At 71.7% G+C, this 25,689-nt stretch carries 20 protein-coding genes; 7 read left to right on the top strand and 13 right to left on the bottom strand.

Translation table 11 applies throughout. From position 1 onward, the window contains the following. Positions 1-21 precede the first annotated feature (21 nt). Positions 22-444 (top strand): MarR family winged helix-turn-helix transcriptional regulator, encoded by a 423-nt coding sequence (locus ACZ6WH_RS03495; protein ID WP_361551305.1) that lies wholly within the window; start codon positions 22-24, stop codon positions 442-444. Between the two features lie 91 nt (positions 445-535). Here ACZ6WH_RS03495 and ACZ6WH_RS03490 read toward each other — a convergent pair whose 3' ends face one another. The 3 genes from ACZ6WH_RS03490 to ACZ6WH_RS03480 all read right to left on the bottom strand — a co-directional run bounded on the left by ACZ6WH_RS03490 (position 536) and on the right by ACZ6WH_RS03480 (position 3,910). After that, positions 536-1,807 carry an aspartate aminotransferase type Ic gene (locus ACZ6WH_RS03490; protein ID WP_469725639.1) on the bottom strand — a complete coding sequence of 424 codons (1,272 nt, stop codon included), beginning with the start codon at positions 1,805-1,807 and terminating at the stop codon, positions 536-538. 214 nt (positions 1,808-2,021) lie between these two features. After that, positions 2,022-2,675: a response regulator gene (locus ACZ6WH_RS03485; RefSeq protein ID WP_469725637.1), complete on the bottom strand. Its 654-nt coding sequence runs from the start codon at positions 2,673-2,675 to the stop codon at positions 2,022-2,024. Further along, on the bottom strand, positions 2,672-3,910 hold the full coding sequence (locus tag ACZ6WH_RS03480; protein WP_469725636.1) for a sensor histidine kinase: 1,239 nt from the start codon (positions 3,908-3,910) through the stop codon (positions 2,672-2,674). The genes ACZ6WH_RS03485 and ACZ6WH_RS03480 overlap by 4 nt, the downstream gene beginning before the upstream one ends. 228 nt (positions 3,911-4,138) lie before the next feature. Here ACZ6WH_RS03480 and ACZ6WH_RS03475 point away from each other — a divergent pair, with 228 nt between their 5' ends. Further along, positions 4,139-4,696 carry a GlcG/HbpS family heme-binding protein gene (locus ACZ6WH_RS03475; protein WP_469726249.1) on the top strand — a complete coding sequence of 186 codons (558 nt, stop codon included), beginning with the start codon at positions 4,139-4,141 and terminating at the stop codon, positions 4,694-4,696. An 88-nt stretch (positions 4,697-4,784) separates the two neighbouring features. Here ACZ6WH_RS03475 and ACZ6WH_RS03470 read toward each other — a convergent pair whose 3' ends face one another. Both ACZ6WH_RS03470 and ACZ6WH_RS03465 read right to left on the bottom strand, forming a co-directional pair. Next, on the bottom strand, positions 4,785-5,309 hold the full coding sequence (locus ACZ6WH_RS03470; RefSeq protein WP_469725634.1) for a nucleoside deaminase: 525 nt from the start codon (positions 5,307-5,309) through the stop codon (positions 4,785-4,787). 236 nt (positions 5,310-5,545) lie between these two features. Continuing rightward, positions 5,546-6,247, bottom strand: a complete 702-nt coding sequence (locus ACZ6WH_RS03465) for a GntR family transcriptional regulator (RefSeq protein ID WP_469725633.1) — start codon at positions 6,245-6,247, stop codon at positions 5,546-5,548. Positions 6,248-6,738: 491 nt separating this feature from the next. Between ACZ6WH_RS03465 and ACZ6WH_RS03460 the strand changes: the two genes are divergently transcribed. Next, positions 6,739-7,320 carry an ankyrin repeat domain-containing protein gene (locus tag ACZ6WH_RS03460; protein WP_469726247.1) on the top strand — a complete coding sequence of 194 codons (582 nt, stop codon included), beginning with the start codon at positions 6,739-6,741 and terminating at the stop codon, positions 7,318-7,320. Positions 7,321-7,360: 40 nt separating this feature from the next. On the opposite strand, the gene ACZ6WH_RS03455 is transcribed toward ACZ6WH_RS03460, so the two are convergent. Then, positions 7,361-7,858, bottom strand: a complete 498-nt coding sequence (locus tag ACZ6WH_RS03455; protein ID WP_469725631.1) for a nucleoside deaminase — start codon at positions 7,856-7,858, stop codon at positions 7,361-7,363. Positions 7,859-8,001: 143 nt separating this feature from the next. Here ACZ6WH_RS03455 and cynR point away from each other — a divergent pair, with 143 nt between their 5' ends. Further along, positions 8,002-8,925: a transcriptional regulator CynR gene (gene cynR, locus ACZ6WH_RS03450; RefSeq protein ID WP_469725630.1), complete on the top strand. Its 924-nt coding sequence runs from the start codon at positions 8,002-8,004 to the stop codon at positions 8,923-8,925. A 37-nt stretch (positions 8,926-8,962) separates the two neighbouring features. Here the strand turns inward: cynR and ACZ6WH_RS03445 are convergent, their stop codons facing one another. Beyond that, complete coding sequence (locus ACZ6WH_RS03445) at positions 8,963-10,273, bottom strand: multidrug effflux MFS transporter (RefSeq protein WP_469725629.1); 1,311 nt, start codon at positions 10,271-10,273, stop codon at positions 8,963-8,965. Positions 10,274-10,350: 77 nt separating this feature from the next. On the opposite strand from ACZ6WH_RS03445, the gene ACZ6WH_RS03440 reads away from it, so the two are divergent. Continuing rightward, positions 10,351-10,890, top strand: a complete 540-nt coding sequence (locus ACZ6WH_RS03440; protein WP_469725627.1) for a MarR family winged helix-turn-helix transcriptional regulator — start codon at positions 10,351-10,353, stop codon at positions 10,888-10,890. A gap of 160 nt (positions 10,891-11,050) precedes the next feature. Then, complete coding sequence (locus tag ACZ6WH_RS03435) at positions 11,051-14,185, top strand: glycoside hydrolase family 2 TIM barrel-domain containing protein (RefSeq protein ID WP_469725626.1); 3,135 nt, start codon at positions 11,051-11,053, stop codon at positions 14,183-14,185. Here the strand turns inward: ACZ6WH_RS03435 and ACZ6WH_RS03430 are convergent. Further along, entirely contained in the window at positions 14,182-15,063 is an 882-nt protein-coding gene (locus ACZ6WH_RS03430) for a LysR family transcriptional regulator (protein WP_469725625.1), read from the bottom strand. The genes ACZ6WH_RS03435 and ACZ6WH_RS03430 overlap by 4 nt on opposite strands. Before the next feature lie 69 nt (positions 15,064-15,132). Between ACZ6WH_RS03430 and ACZ6WH_RS03425 the strand changes: the two genes are divergently transcribed. Continuing rightward, positions 15,133-16,098, top strand: coding sequence for an EamA family transporter (locus ACZ6WH_RS03425; protein WP_469725624.1), 966 nt, complete (start codon positions 15,133-15,135; stop codon positions 16,096-16,098). A gap of 11 nt (positions 16,099-16,109) precedes the next feature. On the opposite strand, the gene sbnA is transcribed toward ACZ6WH_RS03425, so the two are convergent. From sbnA to ACZ6WH_RS03400, 5 genes are all read right to left on the bottom strand, one after another. After that, positions 16,110-17,096 (bottom strand): 2,3-diaminopropionate biosynthesis protein SbnA, encoded by a 987-nt coding sequence (gene sbnA, locus ACZ6WH_RS03420; protein ID WP_469725622.1) that lies wholly within the window; start codon positions 17,094-17,096, stop codon positions 16,110-16,112. A 52-nt stretch (positions 17,097-17,148) separates the two neighbouring features. Next, a complete protein-coding gene (gene sbnB / locus ACZ6WH_RS03415; RefSeq protein WP_432849871.1) occupies positions 17,149-18,219 on the bottom strand; it encodes a 2,3-diaminopropionate biosynthesis protein SbnB in 1,071 nt (356 codons plus the stop codon). Further along, positions 18,216-19,217, bottom strand: coding sequence for a TauD/TfdA family dioxygenase (locus tag ACZ6WH_RS03410; RefSeq protein WP_469725621.1), 1,002 nt, complete (start codon positions 19,215-19,217; stop codon positions 18,216-18,218). The genes sbnB and ACZ6WH_RS03410 overlap by 4 nt, the downstream gene beginning before the upstream one ends. A 26-nt stretch (positions 19,218-19,243) precedes the next feature. After that, positions 19,244-22,495 carry a non-ribosomal peptide synthetase gene (locus ACZ6WH_RS03405; RefSeq protein WP_469725619.1) on the bottom strand — a complete coding sequence of 1,084 codons (3,252 nt, stop codon included), beginning with the start codon at positions 22,493-22,495 and terminating at the stop codon, positions 19,244-19,246. Between the two features lie 228 nt (positions 22,496-22,723). Beyond that, positions 22,724-25,147, bottom strand: coding sequence for a Pls/PosA family non-ribosomal peptide synthetase (locus ACZ6WH_RS03400; protein WP_469725618.1), 2,424 nt, complete (start codon positions 25,145-25,147; stop codon positions 22,724-22,726). Positions 25,148-25,689: the final 542 nt, after the last annotated feature.

Here is a 25,689-nt window from a genome sequence, read left to right as displayed (position 1 = left end):
TGTGCTGCGTTAACATTCGGTATGCCCCTTCCGGAATCCGCCGCCGTCGCGGCCGAACTGCGCACGGCAATGGGAAAGCTCACGCGGCGCGTGAAGCTGGAGGACCAGATGCCGCTCGGCCAGGTGGCCGTCCTGGGTGCGCTGGACCGAAGCGGCGCGATGACGACAAGCGAACTGGCGACCGATCAGCGGGTGCGCCCGCAGTCCATGGCGCGAGCCGTTGGACTGCTCATGGAGCAGGGGCTGATCACGCGCCGGGCGCATCCGACCGACGGCCGCAAGAGCCTGGTCGAGCTCTCCCCGGCGGGGCAGACACTGCTGGAGGAGGAGCGGGGACGCAGGGCGGACTGGCTCGCGCGCGCCATTGACGCGGAGCTGACCGGCGAAGAGCGGGAGTTGCTCGCGCGGGGAATCGGGCTGGTGGAGAGGCTCGCGGCGCACTGAGGCCTGCCGCGCTCCAGGACCGGAACGAGCTGCGGGGCTGCGTCCTCCGGAGGACGCAGCCCCGCAGGACTGTAGGTGGTGGTGGAACGGCTCAGGCGGCGCGCTTCTCGTAGCCGACCAGGCGGACGCAGGTGGCGAGGCCCTCGATCGCCTGCTCCAGTTCGGCCGGGCCCGGGTAGCTGGGGGCGATCCGGATGACCGCGTCACGCGGGTCATCGCCGTACGGGTGGGTGGCGCCGGCCGGGGTCAGCACGATGCCGGCCTCGGCGGCGCGGCGTACGACCTCCTTGGCGCAGCCGTCCGGGACTTCGAGGGTCACGAAGTAGCCGCCCTTGGGGGACGTCCAGGTCGCGAGGCCCGTGCCGCCGAGCTCGGCCTCCAGGATCCGCGCGACCGCTTCGAACTTGGGCTGGAGCAGGGCGCGCTGGCGCTCCATGTGGGCCCGCACCCCGTCGGCGTCGCGCAGGAACAGCACATGGCGCAGCTGGTTGATCTTGTCCGGGCCGATCGACCGCTTGGAGTTGTTGGCCAAGAGCCACCGCACGTTCTCCGGCGACGAGCCGAAGAAGGCGACGCCCGCACCCGCCGCGGTGATCTTCGAGGTGGAGCCGAAGACGAAGGCCCGGTCGGGGTTGCCGGCCTCGGCACAGGCCGCGAGCAGGTCGGCGATCTCGACGGGCTCGTCGGTGAGGTGGTGCGCGGCGTAGGCGTTGTCCCAGAAGATGCGGAAGTCGGGGGCCGCGGTCGGCATGGCGGCGAGCCGGGCCACGGTCGCGTCGCTGTAGCTGTCACCGGTGGGGTTGCTGTACTTCGGTACGCACCAGATGCCCTTGACCGCGGGGTCCTCCGCGACGAGCCGCTCGACGACGTCCATGTCCGGGCCCTCGGGCGTCATCGGCACCGCGATCATGTCGATACCGAACCGCTCGCAGAGCGAGAAGTGCCGGTCGTAACCGGGCACCGGGCACAGGAACGCGATGCGCTCCTGGTCCGCCCACCGCGACTCCGCACCCGGGACCACACCCAGCAGGGCGTGCACGAGGCAGTCGTGCATCAGCTCCAGGCTGGAGTTGCCGAGCGCGAGCAGCTGCGCGGCCGGCACCTGAAGCACCTCGGCGAATATCTCGCGCAGCTCCGGCAGGCCCTGCAGGCCGCCGTAGTTGCGTACGTCCGTGCCGTCGGCCGCGATGTGCCGTCCGTCGCCGGGCAGGCTGAGCAGGCCCTCGGCGAGGTCGAGCTGCTCCGGCGCGGGCTTGCCGCGGGTGAGGTCGAGCGAGAGCCCGCGTCCGACGAGGTCCTGGTAGTCCTGGCGGGCCCGGTCAAGAAGTCCGGTCAGGGCGTCGGGGCTGAGCTCGGTGGTCATACGGTGTCCTCTCCCGGGTGGCGCGCTTGCTCACGATGCGTGATCTTCGGCGGATGACGCCTGCCGAGGATACAAAGCCGGACGGCGGACGGCCGTGGCGGCCGTCACCCGCACCACGTCCGGCGAACTGCGAACAGCTACCGGCTCTCCCCCGCCGCGATTCACGGAGCCACCGCGATTCAGGGCACCGCCCCGGATCGAGGCACCGTCCGGATCAGGGCAGCAAGCGTTGTTCCTTGGCGACTGCGACCGCACCGGCTCGGGTGTCGACGCCGAGCTTGTCGTAGATGCGGCCCAGATGCGTCTTCACGGTGGCCTCGCTGATGAACAACGTGCGCGCGATGTCGCGATTGCCCAGGCCGTGGGCGAGCTGGCCGAGAATGTCCAGCTCGCGGGCGGTGAGGGTGGGGCGCGGGCTGCGCATGCGGGCCATGACCCGGCCCGCGACGGGCGGCGACAGCGCGGTGCGGCCCTGCGCGGCGGAGTGGATCGCGGCGAACAGTTCCTCGGGCCGCTCGGCCTTGAGCAGATAGCCGGTGGCCCCGGCCTCGATGGCGCGGGTGATGTCCGCGTCGGTGTCGTAGGTGGTGAGGACCAGCACGTACGGGGCTCCGTCCTGGAGGGCCGTGATGCGGCGGGTGGCCTCGACGCCGTCGATGCCGGGGCCGAGCTGGAGGTCCATGAGGACCACGTCCGGTACGAGCTTCGCGGCCAGCGCGACCGCTTCCTCGCCGCTGCCGGCCTCACCGACGACCTCGATGTCCGGCGCGCTGCCCAGCAGGGCGAGCAGCCCGGCCCGTACGACGGCGTGGTCGTCGCAGATCAGCAGCCGTACGGGGGCCGGGGTGGCGGAGGGCGGCGTACTCACGGTTGCTCCGGAGGGTTCAGGGGATTCAGGGGGCTCAGGGGAATCGAGGCGGAGAGTACGGTGCCCTCGCCGGGCGCCGACTCGATGGTCAGCGTGCCGCCCGCCTGGCGCAGCCGGGCGCGGATGGCGGGCAGGCCGTGCCCCCGCATGTCGTGGCGGCCGGCGGCGGGCTCGGGAGTGGCACCGGGGTCGAAGCCGCGGCCGTCGTCCGCGACGTCGAGCACGATCTGGTCGTCCAGGCAGGTCAGGGTGAGGGTGGCGGTCGTCGCGCCGGCGTGTTCGCGCACATTGGCCAGGGCGCCCTGGGCGATGCGCAGCACGGTCGCCTCGACCCGGTCGGGCAGCGCGGTGGGCGTGCCTTCGATGTGGCAGCGCACGGTCAGCGCGGCCGTGCTCTCCCGGGTGGCGAGCGTACGCAGCGCCTCGGTGAGGGAGCCGCCGTCGGCCAGGTCGGCCGGTGCCAGGTCGTGGACGAAGCGCCGGGCCTCGGCGAGGTTGCGTTCGGCCACCGCGGCGGCCGAACGGACGTGACCGCGGGCCTGTTCCGCGTCCGAGAGCCAGATCCGGTCGGCGGCCTGGAGAAGCATGCGCTGGCTGGAAAGGCCCTGGGCGAGCGTGTCGTGGATCTCCATGGCGAGCCGCTGGCGCTCGGCGAGCGTACCTTCGCGGCGTTCGGTGGCGGCCAGGTCGCGCCGCGTACGGACGAGATCGTCGATCAGGGCGCGCTGACGGGCCGACTGCCGCTGCATGTGGACGAAGACGGCGGTGGCGACGGCGGCCACGGCCGGCGGTGCGAGCAGCAGGTTCGGGTCGGCCCAGCCGGCCAGCTTCAGCTGGGCCGCGACGACGAAGACGGTGAGCAGCGCGACCAGGGCGACGGCGGCGCGCGGCGGCAGCGTACGCAGCCCCGTGTACAGCAGCGGCACCGCGCACCACGCGAAGCTCGGCGCGAGCACCACCAGCACCACCCAGACCCCGACGACGAGCGTCAGCCAGGTCAGCCGGGTCAGCCGGCGAGGCATGAGCCGGCCCCGCAGCGCCGGTACGAGGACGTACAGCACGGCCAGTACGGCCGACAGCGCGATGATCCACGGCGTGCGCGGCTCGCCCGGGTGCCGGACCAGGAACCGGACCAGCGAGGCGCCGAGCAGCACGAAGAACGCGGCGTGCATGACGGTGCCGAGCCGGCCGGCGTCGGGATCGGCCACGGTGTGCTGCCGGTGCGGTACCGCCACCTCCGGGTCTCCTTCCAGCAGGTCCCACGCCCGCGCGGACGTGCCGTACGTCCAGGGTGACCCCGAAAGGCCGGGTGCGGGGTCAACCGATCGGATGACCCCGGCGTCGTCCGGTCCGCCCGGTGTGTGGAGCCGGTGGGCCGACGCCCTGCCGCCGGTCCCGGAACCAGGATGGATCACGTCACCGGACATCACACACCACACTCTGGAGTCGGTCTCATGAAGCACGTGAAGAAGGTCTCGAAGCGCACCCGTCTGATCGCCGGGACGGCCGTCGCCGCCGCGCTGGTCGCCGGTACGGCCGGTGCCGTCTCGGCCCAGGCCTCCCCCGCCGCCGGCCAGGCCGGTACCGCCGCGAAGGCCGAGGCGAACAGCGACGGTCTGGTCAACTCCACCCACCTGGGCATCGACACCGCCGTGCAGGCGGCACAGGGCGCGCTGAAGGCCGCGAAGAAGGAGAACCAGCGGGTGTCCGTCGCGGTCGTCGACCGCAACGGCAACACCCTGGTCACCCTGCGCGGTGACAGTGCGGGCCCGCAGTCCTACGAGGCGGCCGAGAAGAAGGCCTTCACGGCGGTGTCCTGGAACGCGCCCACCTCCGAGCTGACCAAGCGCCTGGAGTCCGCGCCCACGCTCAAGGACATCCCCGGGACGCTGTTCCTCGCGGGCGGCGCCCCCGTCGCCGCGAAGGGCGCCCCGGTGGCGGGCATCGGTGTCGCGGGTGCGCCCAGCGGCGACCTGGACGAGAAGTTCGCCAAGGCCGGAGCCGCGGCCATCGCCAAGTAGGCCGGGGCCGCCGTCGCCGAGTAGGCGAGTGTCGCCGCCGCCGAGTGACCGAGTGTCGCGTCCGGTCCGGGCCACCGGAACGGACGCGTCAGCCGGCTGCCTGCGGGCCCGTACGCCGCATGGCCTGGAAGCGGTGGTGCAGTTCACGCATCCGGCCGGCCAGGCCGGGTGCGGGCCCCTGGACCGGCAGGCCGGGTACGACGTCCTCGATGGGAAGGCACCGTACCGGTCCGGCCGGTACGTCCAACTCGGCCAGCCAGTCCGCCAGTTGGACAGCGGAGTGGGCGTACACGATGCGGCCCAGACCGAGCCAGCCGTGCGCGGCGGAACACATGGGGCAGTGTTCTCCCGAGGTGTAGACCGTGGCCGCGGCACGCTGCTGCGGCGTGAGGTGGGCCCGCGCCCAGCGGGCCAGCTCGATTTCCGGGTGCTGGGTGGCGTCATCAAGGCTGTGCACGCGGTTGCGGTCCTCCGCCAGTACCTCACCGTCGGCGCTGACGAGCAGCGAACCGAAGGGCTCGTCCCCCTCCCGCAACGCCTCCTCCGCGAGCTGGACGCAGCGCTCAAGGTGCCGGAGGTCGGTCTCGGAGAGGTCTGTTTCGGTGTGCGTCATGACTGTGGCTGCTCCTCGGTAACGGCTGACGGGCCGCGTGTCCGCCACCCGGCCACCCGGTGCTCGACCGATCGGCGCCCGGCCGCCCGCGCGGGCCCGTCGGTGGATCATGGCTACTCTGCCCGACCCGCACCGGCAGCGTCCAAGACGCACCGGCGATGACCGCCATCGATGTCGTCCATGGCATCCATGTCATCCGTGGCTGACGCGGTGCGGACAACGTCGCGGGAGGGCACTCACACCGAGACGGCGCGGAGGGCGGCCGTCCGGCTGTCCCGTACGTGGACGAGCGTCAGCGCCGCCGCGGCGTCCGCGTCCCCTGCGGCGATCCGCTCGTACATGGCGCGGTGCTGCACGCGCATGTGGTCCGGTTCCGAGTTGAGCCCGAACAGCAGCCGCAGCTGCCAGCTGAGCCGCGCCATCGTGCGCGCCAGCAAAGGATTGCCCGACAGTGCCGCGATCCCGTCGTGGAACGCGGTGTTGGCCACCACCTCCAGCCCCGGTTCCCCGCCGGCCGCCGCCGTCTCCGCCCGCTCCAGGGCGGACCGCAGCCCCGCCAGCAGCGGCGGCTCGTGCGGTGCCGCGCTCGCCACCCGGCGGGCGGCCAGCCGCGACGCCTGAATGGCCAGCGGCTCCCACACCTCGTAGAGGTGCTCCACATCCGTACGGTCCAGCCGCCGCACCCGTACGCCGCTGTGCGGCAGCAGCTCCAGCAAGCCCTCGGCGACCAGCCCGCGCAGCGCCTCCCGCACCGGGACCCGTGACATGCGCAGCTCCTCCGCCACTTCGCGCTCCACCACACGGGCGCCCTGCGGGTACCGGCCGTCGATGACACGCTCGCGGATGGCGTCGCGCGCGCGTTCGCTCAAGGGAACGCGTTCGGGCTCCGCCGCTGCCGGCCGTTCGCCGTCGGCCCGCCGGCCGGTTCGTGCCGCCACGTTCGTATCCCTCGCCCTTCGCGGTACCCGGCTGCCTCTTCCCCCGAGCCGGTCACCCCGCAACGATATGCCGCCCCCGGCACACCGTGAGCGTACGGGCCCCTGTGCGCATCAGCCGATCGGCCGACCCGGCCGTCCTCCCGTACGCGAGGCACGGCCGGCCACTCCGCCGATCCGCGGGACGGGCGGAGGGATCGAGGATGAACGCACCGCACCGAGGCGATCCGGATCAACCACCGCTCAAGGAGGCACACCGCACCATGTACCGAGGGACAGGGATGAGGAAGCGCATCGCAGGGGGACGGCGCAAGCGCCGTTCCGCCGTCGCCGCGGGCGTCCTGCTCAGTGGGATGGCGCTGCTCGCGGGGTGCGCTTCGGCGCCCGAGGACGACACGGCCGGGCATCACAAGCCGACGGCAGCGGGGACGTCTCCGTCCTCCGCCGACCCCGCTTCGCCCCGGCGGTCCGCCGGCCCGGCGGCCGACCGCGCGCTGCTCAAGGCCGCCCGGGCGGGCGACGCACCGGCCGTACGCGCTGCCCTCGACCGCGGTGCCCGCGTCGAAGCGCGCGACGCCAGGCGCCGCACACCCTTGCTGCTCGCCGCGACCGGCGACCACGTCGAGGCGGCAGAGGCCCTGGTCGAGGCGGGTGCCGACCCCGACGCACTGGACTGGCGGCACGACACCCCGTGGTTGGTCACGGGCGTGACCGGCAGTGTGAAGATGGCACGGGTACTGGCGGCGGCCGAGCCCGACTACACCCTCGTCAATCGCTACGGCGGCACCTCCCTGATACCGGCGTCCGAACGCGGCCACGCCGACTACGTGCGCGAAGTGCTGACCAACCCCGACATCCGTATCGATGTCGACCACGTCAACCGCCTCGGCTGGACCGCCCTGCTGGAGGCGGTCATCCTCGGCGACGGCGGCCGGGACCACCAACGGGTGGTCGAGCTGCTCCTGGACGCGGGGGCCGATCCCGGCCTCGCCGACAAGAAGGGCGTGACCGCCCGGCAGCATGCCGAGAACCGTGGCTTCACGGCCCTCGCGCGCCTGCTGCCGGCGCGTGGCTGAAGCAGTACGGGCATCCTGCGCGCGACGGACCGGCCGGCGGTCACGCGGCGGGAACGCCCGTGACGCGGCGCTCGCCGCCGTTGTGCTGCTGCCAGACCTTGTACACCTCGGTCGCGTTCTCGCGGGGCTCGTACCGCATCGGCAGCCGCCGCTCGTCCCAGTTCTTGGCGAACTCGCCGTAGAAGGTGGCGAGTTCGAAGTACTTGCGGTCGTCCACGTAGTGCGGCTCGTAAGCCTCGCGGGTGGTGAGGAAGACGACCTCGTCCGGGCTGCAGTAGTACAGCGCGCCCAGGCACATCGGGCAGGGCTGCGCGAGGACGTAGATGACGGTGCCCGTCAGGTGCTCGGTGCCCAGCTTGGTGCAGGCCTCGCGGATGGCGAGAATCTCCGCGTGGGCGGTGGGGTCGTTGGTCTGCGCGACGCGGTTGGGGCTCTCGGCCAGGATCTCGCCGTCCTTGACGATGACGGTCGCGAACGGGCGGCCACCCTCCTCGACGTTCTGGCGGGCGATGTCGATGGTGCGCTGCTCGAAGTCCATGAGGGTCCTCCGGGGTGATGGGATGGGGATGACGGACTCATTTCACTGTGCATGAGCAGCAGCTATAGCGTCCAAGACGCACCGCACATCACTGCTATCGATGTCATCTATACATCCGTCCGGCTGGCCTATAGTGAGCCGCCATGAGGCCGGAACTACGTCATCTGCGCTATCTGCTCGCCGTCGCCGAGCACGCCAACTACACCCGCGCGGCGGAAGAGCTGCACATCTCCCAGCCCACCCTCTCCCAGCAGATCAAGCAGCTGGAGAAGGCGCTCGGCGCGCAGCTGCTGGACCGCACGGGCCGTACCGTGCGGCTGACCGACGCCGGGACCGCGTACGTCCACTACGCGCGGCGCGCCCTGCGCGATCTCGCGGCGGGCGAGCGGGCGGTGCTCGACGTGCGGGACCTCTCACGCGGCCATCTGCGGCTGGCGGTGACTCCGACGTTCACCGCCTACCTCACCGGCCCGCTCGTCGCCGGCTTCCACGCAGCCCATCCCGGCATCACGCTGAATGTGCAGGAGATGACGCAGGACCGCATCGAGGCCGAGCTGCTGGCCGACCGCCTCGACCTCGGCATCGGCTTCACCACCGCGGATCCGCCGGGGTCGCACCTGCCGGGGATCAGCGCGGCGACGCTGTTCACCGAGACGCTCAGCCTCGTCGTCGGGCCCGATCACCCCGACGCCGAGCACGAGGGGCCGCTGCCGGTGCGTGCCCTGCACGACCGTCACCTGGTCCTGCTCAGTGCGGAGTTCGCCACCCGCCGGCAGATCGACGCACACTTCGCGGAGCACCGGGTCCGCCCGTACATCGCGGTGGAGGTGAACTCCCTCAACGCGCTCACCGAGATCGTCCGGCGCACCCCGCTCGCCACCGTCCTGCCCGACGCGATCACCCGTGAGCACGCCCACCTCTCCCCCGTTCCCCTCACGCCCGCACTCCCCTCCCGCACGGCCGCCCTGCTCCACCGCGAGACCACCTACCGGAGCGCCGCGGCCCGCGCCTTCACGCGGCTCATCACCCAGTGGCCACCGTCTCCCGGCGCCCCCGACTACGCTTGAGTTGACCTCAACTGCGCTGGAGCCCCTAGCGTTTCCGTCAGCCCGGCAGTGGGTGGGGAACCTTGAATTCGCCGTGGCGTTGCCATGGGCGGACCAGGGCGATCAGGCAGAGGGCCGCCGCGGCCAGGGCGCTCAGCATGATGACGGCCATCGGGGTGGAGCTGCCCTCGCCGAAGGCGCCCACCAGGGGCGATGCCGCCGCGCCGAAGAGGAACTGGAGGCCGCCGAGAAGCGCGGAGGCCGCGCCGGGTGCCGCGCGGCCCAGCGTCTGGCCGAGGCTCATCGTCGCGGGGAACGTCATGCCGACGCCGCCCAGCGTCAGGAAGAGGCAGATCCAGGTGCCGGCCAGGGTGCCGCCGACCGTGGCCAGCAACAGGGCCTGCGCCAGCGCTCCCAGTACCGAGAGGCAGACTCCCGCGGTGAGCAGTGTGTTCAGGGGGACGTGGCGACGGGCCAGCTTCCCGAAGACCGCGCCGGCGATCAGCATGGCGATGGCGTTGCACGCGAAGATCAGCGAGTAGACCGTGGCGGAGACGCCGTAGAGGTTCTCGAAGACGAAGCTCGACCCGCTGATGTAGGCGAACAGGGCCGCCGCGCTGAAGCCGAGGACGAGCACGTACCCCATGAACGCGCGGTTGCCCAGCAGCGTGCCCATCGCGCGGAAGGTGCCGCCGATGCCGCCGCCGTGGCGGCGCTCGGGCGGCAGCGACTCCGGGACCTTGGCCACCACGGCGAGCAGCAGGATCGCGCCGATGACGGCCAGGACGACGAAGACGGTGCGCCAGGTGGAGACGGACAGGATGGCGCCGCCGACGACGGGCGCCGCGACGGGTGCGACGCCGAGGATCTGGGAGAGCAGGGCGAAGTACCGCGGTATGTCCGGGCCGTGGAAGCGGTCGGTGAGGACCGCGCGGGCCAGCACCATGCCCGCGGCGCCGCACACTCCCTGCAGGAACCGGGCCGCGGTCAGCACCTCGACGTTCGGTGCGACGGCGCAGGCCAGGGAGAGCACGGTGAAGCCGATCCCGCCCCGGATGAGCAGGCCACGCCGCCCGAGCCCGTCGCTGATCGGACCCACCAGCACCTGCCCGACGACGAGGCCGGCCAGGAACGCGGTCATGGTGAGCTGGACGGCGGAGCTGCTCGCGTGCAGGGACTCACCCATGGACGGGAAGCCCGGTACGTACATGTCGGTGGCGAGCGGGGCAATGCCGGTGAGCGCGCCGAGGACCGCGATCAGTGCGCCCACGCGCTTGCGCGGCGGTCCCGCGGCGTCGGCCGCGGCGGGCGCGTCGGCGGCGCGCGGGGGCGCGCCGGAGGTACGGGAAGGAGGAGACGGGGATACCATTCAAGAAAGGTAACCAATAGTTCACCAGTTTACAAAGCTCACTGGTTCACTAAGCTCGTCCATCAAGGAGTGCGTCCGTGCTGCCCCTCCCCCCGTCCGTGGTCCGCGAGCAGTGGTCGGCCCACAACCCCGGCCTGGATACCTCTCCCATGGAGGTGGTGGCACTGCTCAAGCGGATCGTCGCCCTCTTCGACGAGGCGGTGGAGCCGCTCTACGACGGCGCCCCGCTCACCAACCCCGAGCTGGACGTGCTGGTACCACTGCGGTACGCGGACGAGCCGGCCATCGCCCGCCGCCTCGCCGACAACATGGGCATCTCCCGGGCCGGCATGAGCAAGGCCCTCGCCAAGCTGGAGAAGCGCGGCTTCATCGAGCGCGCGCCCAACCCGGCCGACCGCCGGGCCGCGCTCGTCACCGTCACCCCCGCCGGCAAGGAAGCCATCGACGGCCTCTTTCCGCGCCAGCTCGCCGTCGAAGCCGAGCTGCTCACCGGGCTCGGCGAGGACCGGGCCCGGGTCGTGGACGCGCTGGCGCTGCTCGCCGGCGTCATGGAGCGCCGGCTTTCCGAGGGCCCCATCCCCCCGACGGCCAACACCGGGGCCGCCCCTTCCGAGTGATCGGCGCACACCGCGCCCCGAGCCCAAGAGTGCCGTGGATCCCTTCCGCCTGCGGCTAGTTGAACAGTTTTGTTTTGTTCATTGACATATATCAACAGGAGTCGACAGACTCAGCGCGTTCGGCTGCCTCGTCACCCTCACGGATCACCGGAAGGCACACATGGCCATCTCACGACGCGCGGTTCTGGGCGGAGCCGGCGCCTCCTTCGGCGGAGCCCTCGGTGCACAACTGGCGATGAGCCCCACGGCCTTGGCGGCCGGCCGGGCGGAGCCGGCGGCGGACGAGGCGCTGGGCGCGCGGCGGGAGACCGGCCTCCGCCACGGGTGGCGGTTCGCGCTCGTCAACACCACCGGCGAGGAGGCGCCCCGGCCCGCCGACGACGACCCGGGCTGGCACGAGGTGGACGTGCCGCACGACTGGAGCATCGGACTGGACCCCGTCAAGGACGACCGCACCACCGCCGGTTCCGGCTACCTCCCCGGCGGACTCGGCTGGTACACCAAGACCTTCACGCTGCCCGCGCAGACGGCAGGGAAGCGGATCTCCGTCGAGTTCGACGGCGTGTACATGGACGCGCAGGTGCACTTCAACGGCCGGCCGGCCGCCACCCACCCGTACGGCTACACCGGGTTCGCCGTGGACGTCACCGACCTGGCGCACACCGACGGCAGGACGGCGAACACCCTGTCCGTGCGGGCGCGCAACCAGGTGCCCAGCAGCCGTTGGTACTCCGGCAGCGGCATCCACCGGGACGTACGGCTGGTCGTCACCGATCCCGTGCACATCGTCCGGCACGGGGTCACCGTCACCACCCCGGACCTGGCACGGCACGTCGCGGCGGGCCGTGCCGCGGTGCACGTGGCGGTGGCCGCCGTCAGCGCGACGGGGAAGACCGTACGTGCGGAGGTCACCGCGACGGTACGGGACGCGGACGGGCGGCGGATCGCGTCGGCGTCCGCCCCCGCCACGCTCGGCGGCAACCCGTCCAGCACCCCGCTGGACCTGCGCATCGACAAGCCCCGGCTCTGGTCGGTGCGGCGGCCGTACCTCTACACCGTGGACACCCGGATCACCGTCGGCGGCCGGACCGTGGACGGGACGAGCACGCCGTTCGGGCTGCGGTGGACCACCTTCGACCCCGAGCACGGCTTCGCGCTCAACGGGGAGCGGATGAAGCTCCAGGGCGTCAATCTCCACCACGACCTGGGGGCGCTGGGTGCCGCCTTCCATCCGGCCGCGGCCCGGCGGCAGTTGGAGCTGATGCGCGAGATGGGCGTCAACGCGCTGCGGACCTCGCACAATCCGCCGGCGCCGCAGGTGGTCGCGCTCTGCGCGGAGCTGGGGATCATGCTGCAGATCGAGGCGTTCGACTGCTGGCGCACGCCGAAGAACCCTTACGACTACGGCCGGTTCTTCGACGAGCACAGCGACGCCGACATCAAGGAGATGGTGCACGCGGCCAAGAACTCGCCCGCCGTGGTGATGTGGTCGATCGGCAACGAGATCCCGGACAGCACGAGCGAGGCCGGGGTGGGGATGGCCGAGCGGCTCATCGCGGCCGTGCGGTCGGTCGACACCACACGGGCCGTGGTGATCGGCTCGGACAAGTACCGCAGTGTGCCGAAGGACGGTTCACCGCAGGACCGCATCCTGCGCATGCTGGACGGCGTCGGGCTCAACTACAACACGGCCGCCTCCGTCGACGCGCTGCACGCGAAGTACCCGGACACCTTCTTCTTCGAGTCCGAGAGCTCGTCGAGCACGTCGACCCGCGGTGTGTACGAGAGCCCGGGACAGCTCAACACCGGGGAGAACTACACGCCGGGCCGGCGCGGTGCCTCGTCGTACGACAACAACCTGGAGTCGTGGACGATGAGCGGCGAGTACGCCCTGAAGAAGGACCGCGACCGGGAGTTCTTCGGCGGTCAGTTCCTGTGGACCGGCATCGACTACATCGGTGAGCCGACGCCGTACGACGACGTCTTCCCCGTGAAGTCCTCGTTCTTCGGCGCCGTCGACACCGCGGGGTTCCCCAAGGACCAGTTCTCGCTGTTCCGCAGCCAGTGGAGCCGGACGCCGATGGTGCATCTGGTCCCCATGGACTGGACCGGCCACCGCCCCAAGGACGTGGTGACGGTATGGGCGTACACCAACGCGGACAGTGTGGAACTGTTCCTCAACGGCCGCTCGGTGGGTGTCCGCCGCTTCGACCGCAAGAAGACGGCGGGCGGGCGGGAGTACCTGGAGACGACCGAGGCCACCGGGGACGACAAGACCGTCACCTCGGGCCCGTACCCGGGCAGCTACACCAGCCCCAACGGCAGTGCGGGCCGGCTCCACCTCACCTGGCGGGTGCCGTTCGAGCCGGGCAAGCTCGTGGCGGTGGCACGGTGCGACGGACGTGAGGTCGCCCGCGACACACTGCGCACCGCGGGCGAGGCAGCGGCGGTGCGGCTGACGCCGGACCGCGAGGAGGTGGCCGCCGACGGGAGCGGCCTGGTCTTCGTCACCGCCGAGGTGACCGACTCCCGGGGCGTCCTCGTGCCCGGCGCCGGCCATCCCCTGGCCTTCCGGGTGACCGGCGGCCGGCTGCTCGGCGTCGACAACGGGCAGCAGGAGAGCGCCGAGAACTACGGCTCGGCCGTACGGACCGCCTTCCACGGCAAGGCCCTCGCGATCGTGCGGCCGGCCGAAGGGGCCTCGGCGGTCACGGTCACCGCACGGGCGGAGGGGCTGCACTCCGCCTCGGCCCGGATCTCCGTCACGGGACGGCGGCCGGCCGCGACCGGGTCCGCGGCGTCGGCGGCGGCCGCGGTGACCGGTGTGCGCGAGGCCGCCGCCGGCGCTCCGGCCGCGGACGCGAGCTTCTCCGGCGCGCCGGACACCGTGCCGGCGCGGATGCTCGACGGTGACCCGGGCACCGGCTGGTCGAACCACTACCTCATGGCGGCGACCGGCCTGCTGCCCGCCGTCGGTGCGGCGCGCGCCGCGGACTGGGTGGCGGTGACCTGGTCGCGCCGCCGCGAGGTGGCCGGCGTCGAGGTGTCGTTCACGACGGACGACGACACCTACGCACTGCCCGCCTCGCTCACCGTCAGCTACTGGGACGGCAGGGAGTACGTGCCGGCGGACCGCGTCCGCGTCGACTGGGCGGACGCCTCGGACTCCCCCACCCGGGTCTCGTTCGATGCGGTGCGTACGACGCGGATCAGGCTCGACCTGACGAGCCGTCACCCAGGCAAGGAGAACGGTTCCCTCCGCATCGTCCGCCTCACCGCCACCGACGCGCCCTAGCCGGCGCGCCGCGTCCTGCGGGCCTGCCCCTCCCGGTAGAGGTCCGCCAGCAGGGCGACCGCGGCGTGCGTGGCCGGGTGGGGGTCGTGGCGCCGCCATATGAGGTGGACCGTGACGGGCGGGGCGTGCCGCAGCGGGCGGAAGACGACGCCGTCGCGGCGGTACTGGCCTGCCGTGCTCTCGGGGGTGATGCCGATGCCCCGCCCGGCGGCGATCGCCGCGAGCCAGTCGTCGACGTCCCGGATGTGCTCGATGACGGGGCGGCCGTCCGCCGGCCACAGCTCGGCGGTGGTGGTGCCGGTACGCCGGTCGGCGAGCACGGTGCGGGTGGCGGCGTCGGCCAGCGGGATGGCGCGGCGGGCCGCCCACGGGTCGTCCGCCGCCAGCGCGCAGTAGCGCCGCTCCTCGCCGACGGCGGCGCTGGCGAAGCGGTCGGCGTCGAAGGGTTTGCGTACCACCGCCAGGTCGCACAGGCCCTCGGCCAGACCGCCGGTGGGCGAATTGGTGCGGATGAGGTGCAGCTCGATGTCGGGGTGGAGGGCGGCCCAGCGGCGCTGGTACGCGGTGGTGTGCCGGCCCATCGCCGACCAGGCGTGACCGATGCGCAGCCGGGTGTGACCGGTGGTGGCCTCGCGCAGCAGGTTGTCGGCGTCGGCGAGCAGCTGGCGCGCGCGGGCCAGCACCTGCACGCCGGCGGTGGTGGGGGTGACGTTCCGGCTGGTGCGGTGGAGCAGCTGCACCCCGAGGACGCCTTCGAGCGCGCTGAGGTTGCGGGACACGGCAGCCTGGGAGATCCCGAGGTCGATGGCGGCGTCGGTGAAGCTCCCGGCGTCGACGATGGCCACGAGGCACCGCAGGTGGCGCAGTTCCATATCCATGACTCCAGCGTATAGATAACACATCGCATGCATTTTGCGTATGCGCGCGTGCGGCACATGCTGCGGTGCATGACGCTGAGCCGCAGTGCAGAGGACCTGTCACGCGCCGCCGCCGGGAGCCGTGCGGCGCCGTCGCCCTCCGGGCCGGACCGCCTGGTGGGAGCGGCGCTGATGACCGGCAGCGGGCTGGCCAACCAGGTCGGCGCCGCGACCGCCGCGCTGGCCTTCCCCGTCATCGGCCCGGCCGGTGTGGTGGCCGTGCGGCAGTGGGTGGCGGGTGTGCTGCTGCTGGCGGTGGGCCGGCCGAAGCTGCGGGCCTTCACCTGGCGGCAGTGGTGGCCGGTGCTCTGTCTGGCGTTGGCGTTCGCCACCATGAATCTGTCCCTCTACACCGCGATCGACCGGATCGGGCTGGGCCTGGCGGTGACGCTGGAGTTCTGCGGCCCGCTGGCGGTGGCGCTGTCCGCGTCCCGCCGCCTCACCGACGGCCTGTGCGCGCTGGCCGCGGGGGCCGCCGTGGTCGCGCTGACCCGACCCCAGCCGAGTACGGACTACGCGGGCATCGGGCTCGGCCTGCTCGCGGCGGCGTGCTGGGCCTCCTACATCCTGCTCAACCGGACGGTGGGCGCCCGGCTGCCGGGCACGGAGGGGTCGGCGGTGGCGGCGGGCGCGTCAGCGCTGCTGTACGTACCGGTCGGGATCGCCGTACTCGCGCACCGGCCCCCCACGGCGGGCGCGGTGGCGTACGCGGCGGCGGCCGGCGTGCTGTCCTCGGCCGTGCCGATGCTGGCCGACCTGTTCGCGCTGCGCCGGGTCACGACCCGGTTCTTCGGGATCTTCATGAGTGTCAATCCGGTGCTCGCCGCACTGGTCGGCTGGGCGATGCTGGGCCAGGCACTGCACTGGATCGACTGGCTGGCCATCGGGGCGATCGTGGCGGCGAACGGCGTCAGTGTGCTCACCTCACCCCGGCCGGAAACGCGGTCACCGGCCCCCTGCGGCAGCGGGGCCGGTGATCGCGGTGTCAGCGCCTGACGGCGCGGTGGTCAGGCCGAGCGGGTGCCGGCCGTCAGCTCGTCGGGGCTGAGGACGTCCTCACCGTAGAGGTCCTGCAGCCAGTTGGTCTGGTAGATGGTGTCGAGGTAGCGCTCGCCGAGATCAGGGGCGATGGCCACCGCGGTCAGCTCACGGTCGTCCTGGCGCGCCAGCCAGTCGGTCGCGCCGCTGACCACCGTGCCGGTGGAACCGCCGAACAGGAATCCGGCGCGGGCGAGGCGGTGGCAGGCACGGACGGTGTCCGCCTCCTCCACCTGGATCACCTCGTCCACGTAGGACTCGTCCAGTAGCGCCGGGCGGACGCTGGTGCCCAGGCCCGGGATCATCCGCCGGCCCGGAGGGCCGCCGAAGGTGACCGAGCCGACGCTGTCGACGGCGATCACCCGCACCGGGCGGCGCCACTCCCAGAAGTAGCGCGCGCAGCCCATCAGGGTGCCGGTGGTACCGGCCCCGACGAACAGCACGTCCAGGTCGGGGAACTGGCGGGCGATGGCAGGTGCGGTGGTGCGGTAGTGCGCCCGCCAGTTGCCCGGGTTGGTGTACTGGTTCAGCCAGACGTACCGCTCGTCGGAAGCGCACAGAGCACGCACGTAGTCGATCCGCGCACCCAGCCAGCCGCCGTGGGCGTCCGGCTCGGCGATGAGGTGCACCTGGCTGCCCAGGGCCTCCATCATCCGCCGGGACGACAGATTGCACCGCGGGTCGGTGACGCACACGAACCCGTAACCCTTGCTCGCCGCGATCATGCTGAGTGCCACGCCCAGATTGCCGGACGAGGACTCCACCAGGACCGACCCCGGCATCAGCGCGCCCTCGCGCTCCGCGGCCTCGACCATTTCCGCCGCGGCCTTCAGCTTGATCGACCCGGCGAAGTTGAAGCCCTCACACTTCAGGAACAGTGGCTGTCCGAAGGTCGACCGCAGGTCGACGTAGAGCTCTTCCTCATTGAACTCCAGGGGAACGGATATGACTGGCACGATGACCCCCTCATTTGATGACCCCCCATGTGCGGCCGTAGGAACCGGCCGCTCATCCGTACCGGCGCAGCTCGTGGAAGAAGCCGTCGATGACGTGCAGCTCCCCCGAGCGGACCACTTCGTCGTAGACGTACTTGCCGACCGCCAGGTCCAGGACCCCCAGTCCGAACGGCGAGAAGACCAACGGGCGGCCCGCCGGCGGCCGCGCCTTCCCCGTCATCACCTCGGCCAGCGTCCCGTGCAGGAAGTCCCTGCTGCCGGAGAGCTGTTCCGCCAGGTGCGGTGAGGTGTCGGCCTTCAGGCAGTGCTCCACGTCGTCGACGATGTTGGCCGAGGCGAGCACGATCTGCGGCGCGAGGTCGCGCAGCGAGACGTGCAGCACCAATGGATGGTGTGCGAACCACGACACGTCCGTGATGTGCGGCCGGCCGGCGACCGTGGCGAAGATGACCAGGTCGCTCAGGCGGATCAGCTGCTCGGCGCTGTCGTGGATGGTGATGTGACCGGTGGTGCCGGACTGTTCCAGATACGTACGGAAGCCCGCCGCGCTGTCGGCGGACACGTCGTGCACGCCGATCTCCTCGAAGTCCCAGCCGGTGGCGGCCAGGAACGTGTGGATGTAGCGGGCGATCAGGCCGGTACCGAAGAACCCGACGCGTACCGGACGCGGCCGGCCGCGGCTGAGCCAGTCGGCGGCCGACGCCGCCGAGGCGGCCGTCCGGGTGGCGGAGATGATGGAGCTCTCCAGGCACGCGAACGGGTAGCCGGTGTCGTGGTCGTTCAGGATGAGGACCGCCGAGGCCCGCGGGATGCCGGCCGCCACGTTCTCGGGGAAGCTGGAGATCCACTTCAGGCCGTCCACCCGCTCCGGGCCGCCCACCGAGGCCGGCAGCGCGATGATCCGGGAGGACGGGCGGTCCGGGAACCGCAGGAAGTACGAGGGCGGGTTGACCGTCTCGCCGGCGTCGTGCAGCCGGTAGGTGGCCTCCACCAGGTCGACGATCTGCCGCTCGCGTCCCCGCAGGGCGTGCTGGACCTGTGATCCGGAGATCACCGCGAACGGCGGCACACCCGTCGGTCCCTTCCCCTCGGACCGGGCGGCGGCGGAGTCGATGGTCGTCATCGGGCCGTCACCTCGATCGTGGGCTTGCAGTCGGCGAGCTGCACCGCGTCGGCCATCGCCACCAGCACCTCGCGCGGCCCCTCGAAGGGATCCCGGCTGTGCGCGGTGCGGACGTTGTCCACCAGCAGGAGATCGCCGGCCTGCCACGGCTCCCGTGCGGTGTGCTCCTCGTACAGGGCGGTGAGCAGTTCCACGATGTCCTTTCCGATCGGATCCCCGCCGCCGAAGCGGGTGTTGAACGGCAGTCCTTCGACGCCGTAGTCCCCCACCAGGTACTCGTGCACGTCCGGGTCCATGGTCCATTCGTTCAGGAAGGCGACCTGGTTGAACCAGCAGCGCTCGCCGGTGACCGGGTGGCGTACCACGGCGCTGCGGCGCTGGCTGGTGCGCAGGCCGTCGTCCGGCTGCCACGCGAAGCTGATGGCGTTCGCACGGCAGTACCGCTCGACCTCCGCACGGTCCTCGGTGCCGAAGGCCTCCCGCCAGGGCGCGCCGATCTCTTCGTTGTAACTGCGGGTGAGCAGCCAGCCTTCCTTCTCGAACCGTTTCACCAGCTTGCGGGGCAGCGCCTTGAGCACGGCGGCCGCGTCTGCCACCCCGGTGGCCCCGCCCGACTCGGGCGCGGTCAGGCAGGCGAACATCATCAGACCGGGGAAGGTGAGGGTGTAACTGAGCTCGTGGTGCATGCACATCTGCTGGTGCGGCGGCCATTTGGTGGAGGAGTACACCCCGTCGGCGTACTTGCGCCGCGGGGCGAACGACTCCCGCTCGCTCAGCAGGCCGTCGGCCAGCCGGTGGAAGACGGCTCCGGCCCCGGGGGCATCCCGTAAGCCCAGGCCGCGGACGAGCAGGGAACCGTGCTGGGCAACGGCGGCGCGCAGCGCGTCGCGGTGCTCGGCCACCCAGTTCGTCGCGTCACCTTTGGTCTCGGCCCACAGCATCGGGGGCCCTCCTGGCTGCCGCTCCACGTCGAGCAGGGACGCCGGGAATGACGACATTTCAGGTATTCCTTTCCTTACGGTTCTCAAGAAGAAGCCAACAAAGCGGCGGCGGCCTGTACGGCCTCTGCCGCCCGGTCCGGGCGGGTGCGCAGGAAGTAGTGGCCCCCCTCGGTCAGTTCGTGCAGCTGGACGTCGTCGGCCAGCAGCTGCCAGTCGAGGTGGCGGTCCCGGGCGTCGGCCGTGACCGGGTCGTCGGCGGCCACCACCACGGTGACCGGTGCGGCCAGCTTCGCCGCGGGCGGTTCCGTCAGCAGGCCGGCGAAGTACCGGTGCGCGGCGAGGCAGTCGTGGCGGTAGGCGGCGCCGACGTGTTCGGCGCGCCGGTCGTCCAGCTCCTCCAGTTCGGTGTAGCCGCCCTCCGCGCTCAGCCGTGCGGCGATCTCCGCGTTGCCGAGCGCCGTCAGTTCGGCCATGGCGGCCTGCCGGACGGCGGCGTCGCCGGGCAGCTGCGCCGCGAGGAACAGGCGCTGTACGGTCACTCCGCGCGTCTCCAGCCGCCGCGCCGTCTCGGCGGCGAAGGCGGTCCCCGAGGAGTGGCCCCACAGCAGTACGTCGCTCAGGCCGCGCCGGACGATCTCGCCGACGGTCTGCTCGACCACCTCTTCCAGCGGTACGAACGGCTCGGTGGTCGCGGTCAGGTCGTGTCCGGGCAGCTCCACGGCGTACACGGCGCGTCCGCTGCCGCGCAGCGCGCGGGCCAGCGGCTGGAAGTTCACCGCGTTGCCGCCGGCGTACGGGAAGCAGACCAGCGCTCCGGCCGTGCCGCCGCTCGGCCCGGCGAGGGCGTGCAGCAGTCCGTCGCGGCGTACGGAGCGGCCGTCGACCACGTCGGCCAGGTCGGCCAGGACGGGGTGCCGGGTGACGTCCTTCAGGGAGACGGCGCGCTTGAGGGTGACCGCCAGCTTCACCGCCGACAGGCTGGTGCCGCCCCGGTCGAAGAAGTGGTCGCGGCGGCCGATCCGGTCCTGCGGGATGCCCAGGACCGTCGACCACGCGGCGGCCAGCTTGTGTTCGGTCGCGGTGCGCGGCGCGTGGTACTCCTCCTCGACCGCGCCCAGCCGGCCGGCCAGCGCGGTGAGCGCCTTCCGGTCGATCTTGCTGTTGGCGGTCAGCGGCAGGGTCTCCAGCCAGTGGAAAGCGGCGGGCACCATGTAGCCGGGCAGTGACTCCCCCAGCGCCCGGCGCAGCGTCGTGACCTCCAGCTCGCGCCCGGAGTAGAACGCGACCAGGTGCTTGCTGCGGTCGGCCCGCTCGGCGACCACCACGGCTCCGTCGCGTACGCCGTCCGTGCGCAGCAGGGTGTTCTCGATCTCGCCGATCTCGATGCGGAAGCCGCGGATCTTGACCTGGGTGTCCCGGCGGCCGAGGAACTCCAGCTTGCCCTCGGCCTGCCAGCGGCCCCGGTCGCCACTGCGGTAGAGCCGTTCGCCGGCGCGGTGCGGGTCGGGCAGGAACGCCTTGCGGGTCCGTTCCGGGTCGTTGATGTAGCCGCGGCCGACGCAGACGCCGGAGAAGACGATCTCGCCGGGGGCGCCGAGCGGCACCGGGGCGAGGTGGTCGTCGACGACGTAGACGCGGACGTTGTGCACGGCCGGGCCGAGCGGTACCCGGTCGCCCTCGGGCGGGCCGACCATCACCTCGTGGTTGGTGTCGTCGGAGGTCTCGGTGAGGCCGTAGGCGTTGACCAGCTTGATTCCGGGCTGGGCCGTGAACCAGCGCTGGGCCAGCTCCTTCTTCAGCGCCTCGCCGGTGACCGACACGCACCGCAGGTCCGGCAGGTCGCGGGGCGCCGCCTCCAGCGCGGAGAGCACCACTTCGAGGTAGGACGGGACGACCTGGAGTACGCCCACCCGGTGGTCGACGACGGTCTCCACGAACCGCTGGACGTCCAGCACCGCGTCCTGCCCGATCAGCAGGGTCCGGCCGCCGACCAGCAGCGCGGAGACCAGCTGCCACAGCGAGATGTCGAAGCACTGGGGCGCGGTCTGGGCGACCACCTGGCCTTCTTCGACGCCCAGGTCATGGATCTTGGCGTACAGGTGGTTGAGCATGCCGGCGTGCTCGCACATCGCGCCCTTGGGCTCACCGGTGGAGCCCGAGGTGAAGTAGATGTACGCGAGCTGATCGGGCGTCACGGCGATGCCGAGGTCGTCCTCGGCGTGGCCTTCCTCGTACGCGGCGTCGATGAAGACCTTGCGGGCGCCGGGTACGGAGGTCAGGGCCTCGTCGAGGGTGCCGGTGCTGGCGTGTTCGGTCAGCACCAGGCCGCACTCGGCGCGGGTGAGCGTGGTGGCGATGCGGTCCGCGGGGAAGTGCGGCTCGACGGGCAGATAGACGCCGCCGGCCTTGAAGACCGCCAGGACGGCGGCCATCCAGTCCAGGTTGCGTTCGGTGACCACCGCGACGACGTCCTCGCGGCGCAGCCCGCGGGCCAGCAGGGCGCGGCCCAGCCGGTTGGCGCGGGCGTTCAGCTCGCGGTACGTCCACTGCCGGGTGCCCTGTACGGCGGCGACGGCGTCCGGGTGGGCGCGCACTCGCTGCTCGAACAGCTCGTGGAAGCGGGCGTCGGGCAGCTCGCGGTGTGGCCCTGCGAGCCCTTCGAGCTGGTGGCGGATTTCGTCGGCCGACAGCAGGCTCTGCCGCTCGTGCTCGGCGTCGGGCCCGGCGGCCAGCAGCGCCAGCGCACGGCGGTGGTAGCCGGCGATCCGCGCGGCGCACTCCGCGTCCAGCGCCTCGGTGCGGTACCGCAGCCGCAGTACCAGTTCCTCGCCGCGGGCCTCGGCGCCCAGCCGCAGCACGGTGGTCCCGGCCGGCTCGCCGTCCCCGCCGGTCGGGTCCCACACCGTCTCGTACTCCGGCCCCACCACGTCCAGTTCGCGCCGGAGGTCCTCGACCGGGAACTCACGGTGCGTCAGGACGGCGGCGGCGACGCGGTCGGCGTCGTGCACGACGGCCCGCCAGGTGCCGGCATCGGTCGTCAGCGGGCAGGGCAGCGGCCGGCCGCCCCGTCCGGTGACCAGACCGGTCACCACCTCCCGCTCTCCCGCCAGTGCCGCGAGGGCCTTGGCGTGCGCGGTCAGCAGCAAGGAGTCGAACGGCACCGCCAGCTCCTCCGCCAGCCGGCGCAACGCCGTGACCACCTCGGCCGGAACGCTCGCCACATGCTCGGCGACGCCCGGTACCGGTCGCCGGGTCCACCGCGGAAGTGCGGTGAGGCCGCCTCCCGCGAGCACCCCCCGCCAGAAGTCACGACCGGTCTCTGCTGGCTGTGTCATGGAAACTTCCCCCTCCGTTCACCGTTGCCACGGTGCTGCGCGCCACTGTCAGGCGCGGCGCGGTAGTAGTGCTCGATGTGGTGGCCACTGTTCCGGCCGGCCGTGGTGACCGGGCCGTGTCGGGTTCCGGCGGCGGCCCTGCCGCCCTCTCCGCGTCCAAGGGCCGCTTTCCGGTCCCGTGCGGTGTGTTGCGTTGCGGGGCGTACGGCATGCTCGGTGACCCCCGCGTCACGCGCTCCGGTGCGGTACGGCGCGCAGCTCCGTGGCCGGGTTGCCGGCCCACCGGACCCGCTGCGGGACCTCCTCCCCCTTCATGAGGAAGGAGTCGGCCGCGATCACCGCCCCGTCGCCCACGGTCACGCCGTAATGGACCATGGCACCGACGCCCAGCGTGCTGCCGGCGCCGATCGTGCTGTGGTCGGATTTGAAGGTGCCGTCCTCCTGCGAGTGGCACTGGACCTTGCTGCCGGTGTTGAGCGTGGCGTCGTCGCCGATCGTGGTGAGCGTCCGTTCCGTGAGGTAGCAGCCGTCGTCGAAGACCCGCTTGCCGAGCCGGACGCCCATCAGGCGCCAGAGCAGGTTCTTGAACGGCGTGCCGTTGAACACCATGAAGTGGGTGTCGGGCACCTTCCACAGGCGCTCGTGCCACCAGAAGTACGGCTCGTAGATGGAGCACAGCTGCGGCCGCAGCGGCCGGAACCGCAGGATGACCCGTTCCACCAGGGCGAAGTAGACGCCGGTGAAGGCGATGCTGAGGCCCATATAGGCGGCGACGAGCAACTGCTCGGCCACGCCGTACAGTTCGATGCCCGCGACGGCCAGCACGGTGAGCACGTAGACGTGCACCCACCGCAGGAAGAGGAAGATGCCCATCGTCGTGATGTTGTGCCGGTTCTTCGCGGCGAGGCGCCGGCGGAACTCGCGCCCGGTGCGGAAGTGATCGAAGCGGGTGTCGCGCTCCACCGTGCGGGGGATCTCGAAGCTCGGCGAGCCGAGCAGGCCCACGTTCTCGCGGAGCTTCCCGTCGAGCGGGACCATCACCTTGGTCGCGAGGAGGCAGTTCTCCCCGGTCCGGCCGCCTGCCGGATAGGCGATGAAGTTGCCGAGGAAGTTCCGGTCGCCGATCTCCGTCCGGGAGACCCGGAAGGAGGTGCTGGAGAAGTCGGCGTTGATGACCGACAGCCCGTCGGCGACCATCGTCCCGCTGCCGACCTTGCTCAGGAACGGGGTCTCGTGATCGATGCCCGTACCGAAGTTGGATCCGGTCTGCTCGACCCGGGACAGGTCGTACCCGAGGCAGCGCAGGTAGTGCACGATGTAGGAGCTGTCACCGAAGAGCCACTTGAAGAACTTGATGTTGGTCATCCGCGCGATCGCCCGGTGCACGGAGTAGTGGAAGCCGTACAGCGGATAGACCCGGTCCGGCCGGATCAGCAGGTTCAGCAGGCGCGGGACGGTGAACAGCCAGACCATGCCCAGCAGGGTGAAGCCGAAGAACACCACCACGGAGATGAGCAGCGCGTCGGTGTACAGCTCCGCCGAGGTGAGCCCCTCGGTGCCCGGCCCCAGCCATTTGCCGAGCGCGGGGATCTCGGTCAGCACCATGTACACGACGCCGACGGCCAGCGGCAGGGCGATCAGGCACAGCTGCACCAGGGTGAGGAGGCCGTAGCCGAAGCGCCGCAGGGCGCCGCAGCCGGTCGGCGCGACGCGTACGTAGTTCAGCTCGGTGCGCTCGGCGGGCGAGCCGTGCCAGCGCTGTCCGGCGGGCACGGCCTCGCCGGTCTGCAGCGCCGATGCGTGGCCGAGCTGGGCGCCGTCCCCCATCGACGTCTTGATGTCCAGCACGGTGCGCTCGCCGATGAAGACGTCCCGGCCGAGGGTGACGGGGCCGGTCTGGATCCGCCCGGCGTGCGCCCGGTAGCAAAGGAGGAACGCCTCCTTGCGGATCACCGTGCCGGCGCCGACCGTGAGGAGGTCGGTGCAGACGGGCACGGCGTGCGAAAGGATGGTGACGTTCTTTCCGATGCGCGCGCCGAGCGCCCGCAGGTACAGCACGTACAGCGGGTTGCCGATGAAGAGCCGCATCGGATTGGCGTTGATCAGCACCCGGACCGTCCAGAAACGCAGGTAGCCCAGGCTCCACACCGGAAATTCCGTGGTCCGCCACCGGCCGACGAGAATCCACTTCGCCGCTACCGGAAAGAGGCACATGGCAACGAATCCGGCGCTGCCGAAGAGGGCCGACCGCAGATAGACATCGACCAGGCCGGAGCCGGCGGAGACCCAGGTGTAGCCCCGGATCATGACCATTCCGGCGAGGTAGGAGTAACCGAGGAAGATCAGCAGTTGCAGCGCTCCGCACAGGACGAAACGCGGTGTGCTGCCGACGGGCGCGCCCTCCTCGGGGACGGCCGGCACCTGCGATCCGACGGCGGCGGTCGGCGCGGCAGGCAGGGCCATCGCCAGGCCGCGGGCGGTGGGGTGCCGGTAGACGTCCTTCATGGAGACCGACGGCAGGTCGTCCCGCTTCCTGACCCGCGCGCAGAACTGGGCCATGAGCAGGGAATTGGCGCCGAGGTCGTCGAAGAAATGGCTGTCGGCCGAGACCCGGTCGGTGTTCAGCACACCGGCCAGTACCTCGACGAACATCCCCTCGGTGGTGCGTGCCGGTACGGTGCCCCCATTTTGAACAGTTGAAGATTCAACCAGATCCGCTGTCGAAACCTCGACAGGTTTTCCCACCACGTGAGCTCCTTGTAAGTCAATGTCGATAGCTGTGCGCGAATTCAACGCATGCGTTCCGCGCGGTGGGGGGACTGGTGCGACGCCCGCTGCGGCCGCCTCCCGGGGCAGGGAAAGGCAGCATCGCGCGGCACGAGAAGAAAGGGCTCACGACAGGCACACGCTGCGCTGTCCGCCGCGAAGGCAGGCACGCCGCGCGGCCCGGTGCACTCGTGGTGATCGCTTTCGCCGTCGTCCTCGGCGTGACCCGGGTCCTCTGTGGGGTGACCCGGCTCCTCGGTGCGGCGGTTCAGAGCCGGAGCGCCGTCCGGGTTCTGAGGTGCGTCCGGGTCCGCCGCCCGGCCGGTGAGTCCGGCCCTGAGCGCTGCCCGGTCGAGATATCCGCACGTCCGGAGGGATCTGCTGCGGGCCGGAGCGGGCCCGCGGGCACACCGGCCCGCCGCACCCGT

Source organism: Streptomyces sp. NPDC050806, assembly GCF_055586425.1.
The sequence above is the reverse complement of the archived record's forward strand: the minus strand, read 5'-3'. Positions and strand labels throughout refer to the sequence as shown.

Bases quoted from the DNA above. Each gene is read 5' to 3' on its own strand.
- ACZ6WH_RS03410 (WP_469725621.1), bottom strand. From the start codon at position 19,217: ATGTCGTCATTCCCGGCGTCCCTGCTCGACGTGGAGCGGCAGCCAGGA.
- ACZ6WH_RS03495 (WP_361551305.1), top strand. From the start codon at position 22: ATGCCCCTTCCGGAATCCGCCGCCGTCGCGGCCGAACTGCGCACGGCA.
- ACZ6WH_RS03400 (WP_469725618.1), bottom strand. From the start codon at position 25,147: ATGTTCGTCGAGGTACTGGCCGGTGTGCTGAACACCGACCGGGTCTCG.
- ACZ6WH_RS03470 (WP_469725634.1), bottom strand. From the start codon at position 5,309: ATGACGCACACCGAAACAGACCTCTCCGAGACCGACCTCCGGCACCTT.
- ACZ6WH_RS03435 (WP_469725626.1), top strand. From the start codon at position 11,051: ATGGCCATCTCACGACGCGCGGTTCTGGGCGGAGCCGGCGCCTCCTTC.
- ACZ6WH_RS03445 (WP_469725629.1), bottom strand. From the start codon at position 10,273: ATGGTATCCCCGTCTCCTCCTTCCCGTACCTCCGGCGCGCCCCCGCGC.
- ACZ6WH_RS03430 (WP_469725625.1), bottom strand. From the start codon at position 15,063: ATGGATATGGAACTGCGCCACCTGCGGTGCCTCGTGGCCATCGTCGAC.
- ACZ6WH_RS03425 (WP_469725624.1), top strand. From the start codon at position 15,133: ATGACGCTGAGCCGCAGTGCAGAGGACCTGTCACGCGCCGCCGCCGGG.
- ACZ6WH_RS03405 (WP_469725619.1), bottom strand. From the start codon at position 22,495: ATGACACAGCCAGCAGAGACCGGTCGTGACTTCTGGCGGGGGGTGCTC.
- sbnB (WP_432849871.1), bottom strand. From the start codon at position 18,219: ATGACGACCATCGACTCCGCCGCCGCCCGGTCCGAGGGGAAGGGACCG.
- cynR (WP_469725630.1), top strand. From the start codon at position 8,002: ATGAGGCCGGAACTACGTCATCTGCGCTATCTGCTCGCCGTCGCCGAG.
- ACZ6WH_RS03455 (WP_469725631.1), bottom strand. From the start codon at position 7,858: ATGGACTTCGAGCAGCGCACCATCGACATCGCCCGCCAGAACGTCGAG.
- ACZ6WH_RS03490 (WP_469725639.1), bottom strand. From the start codon at position 1,807: ATGACCACCGAGCTCAGCCCCGACGCCCTGACCGGACTTCTTGACCGG.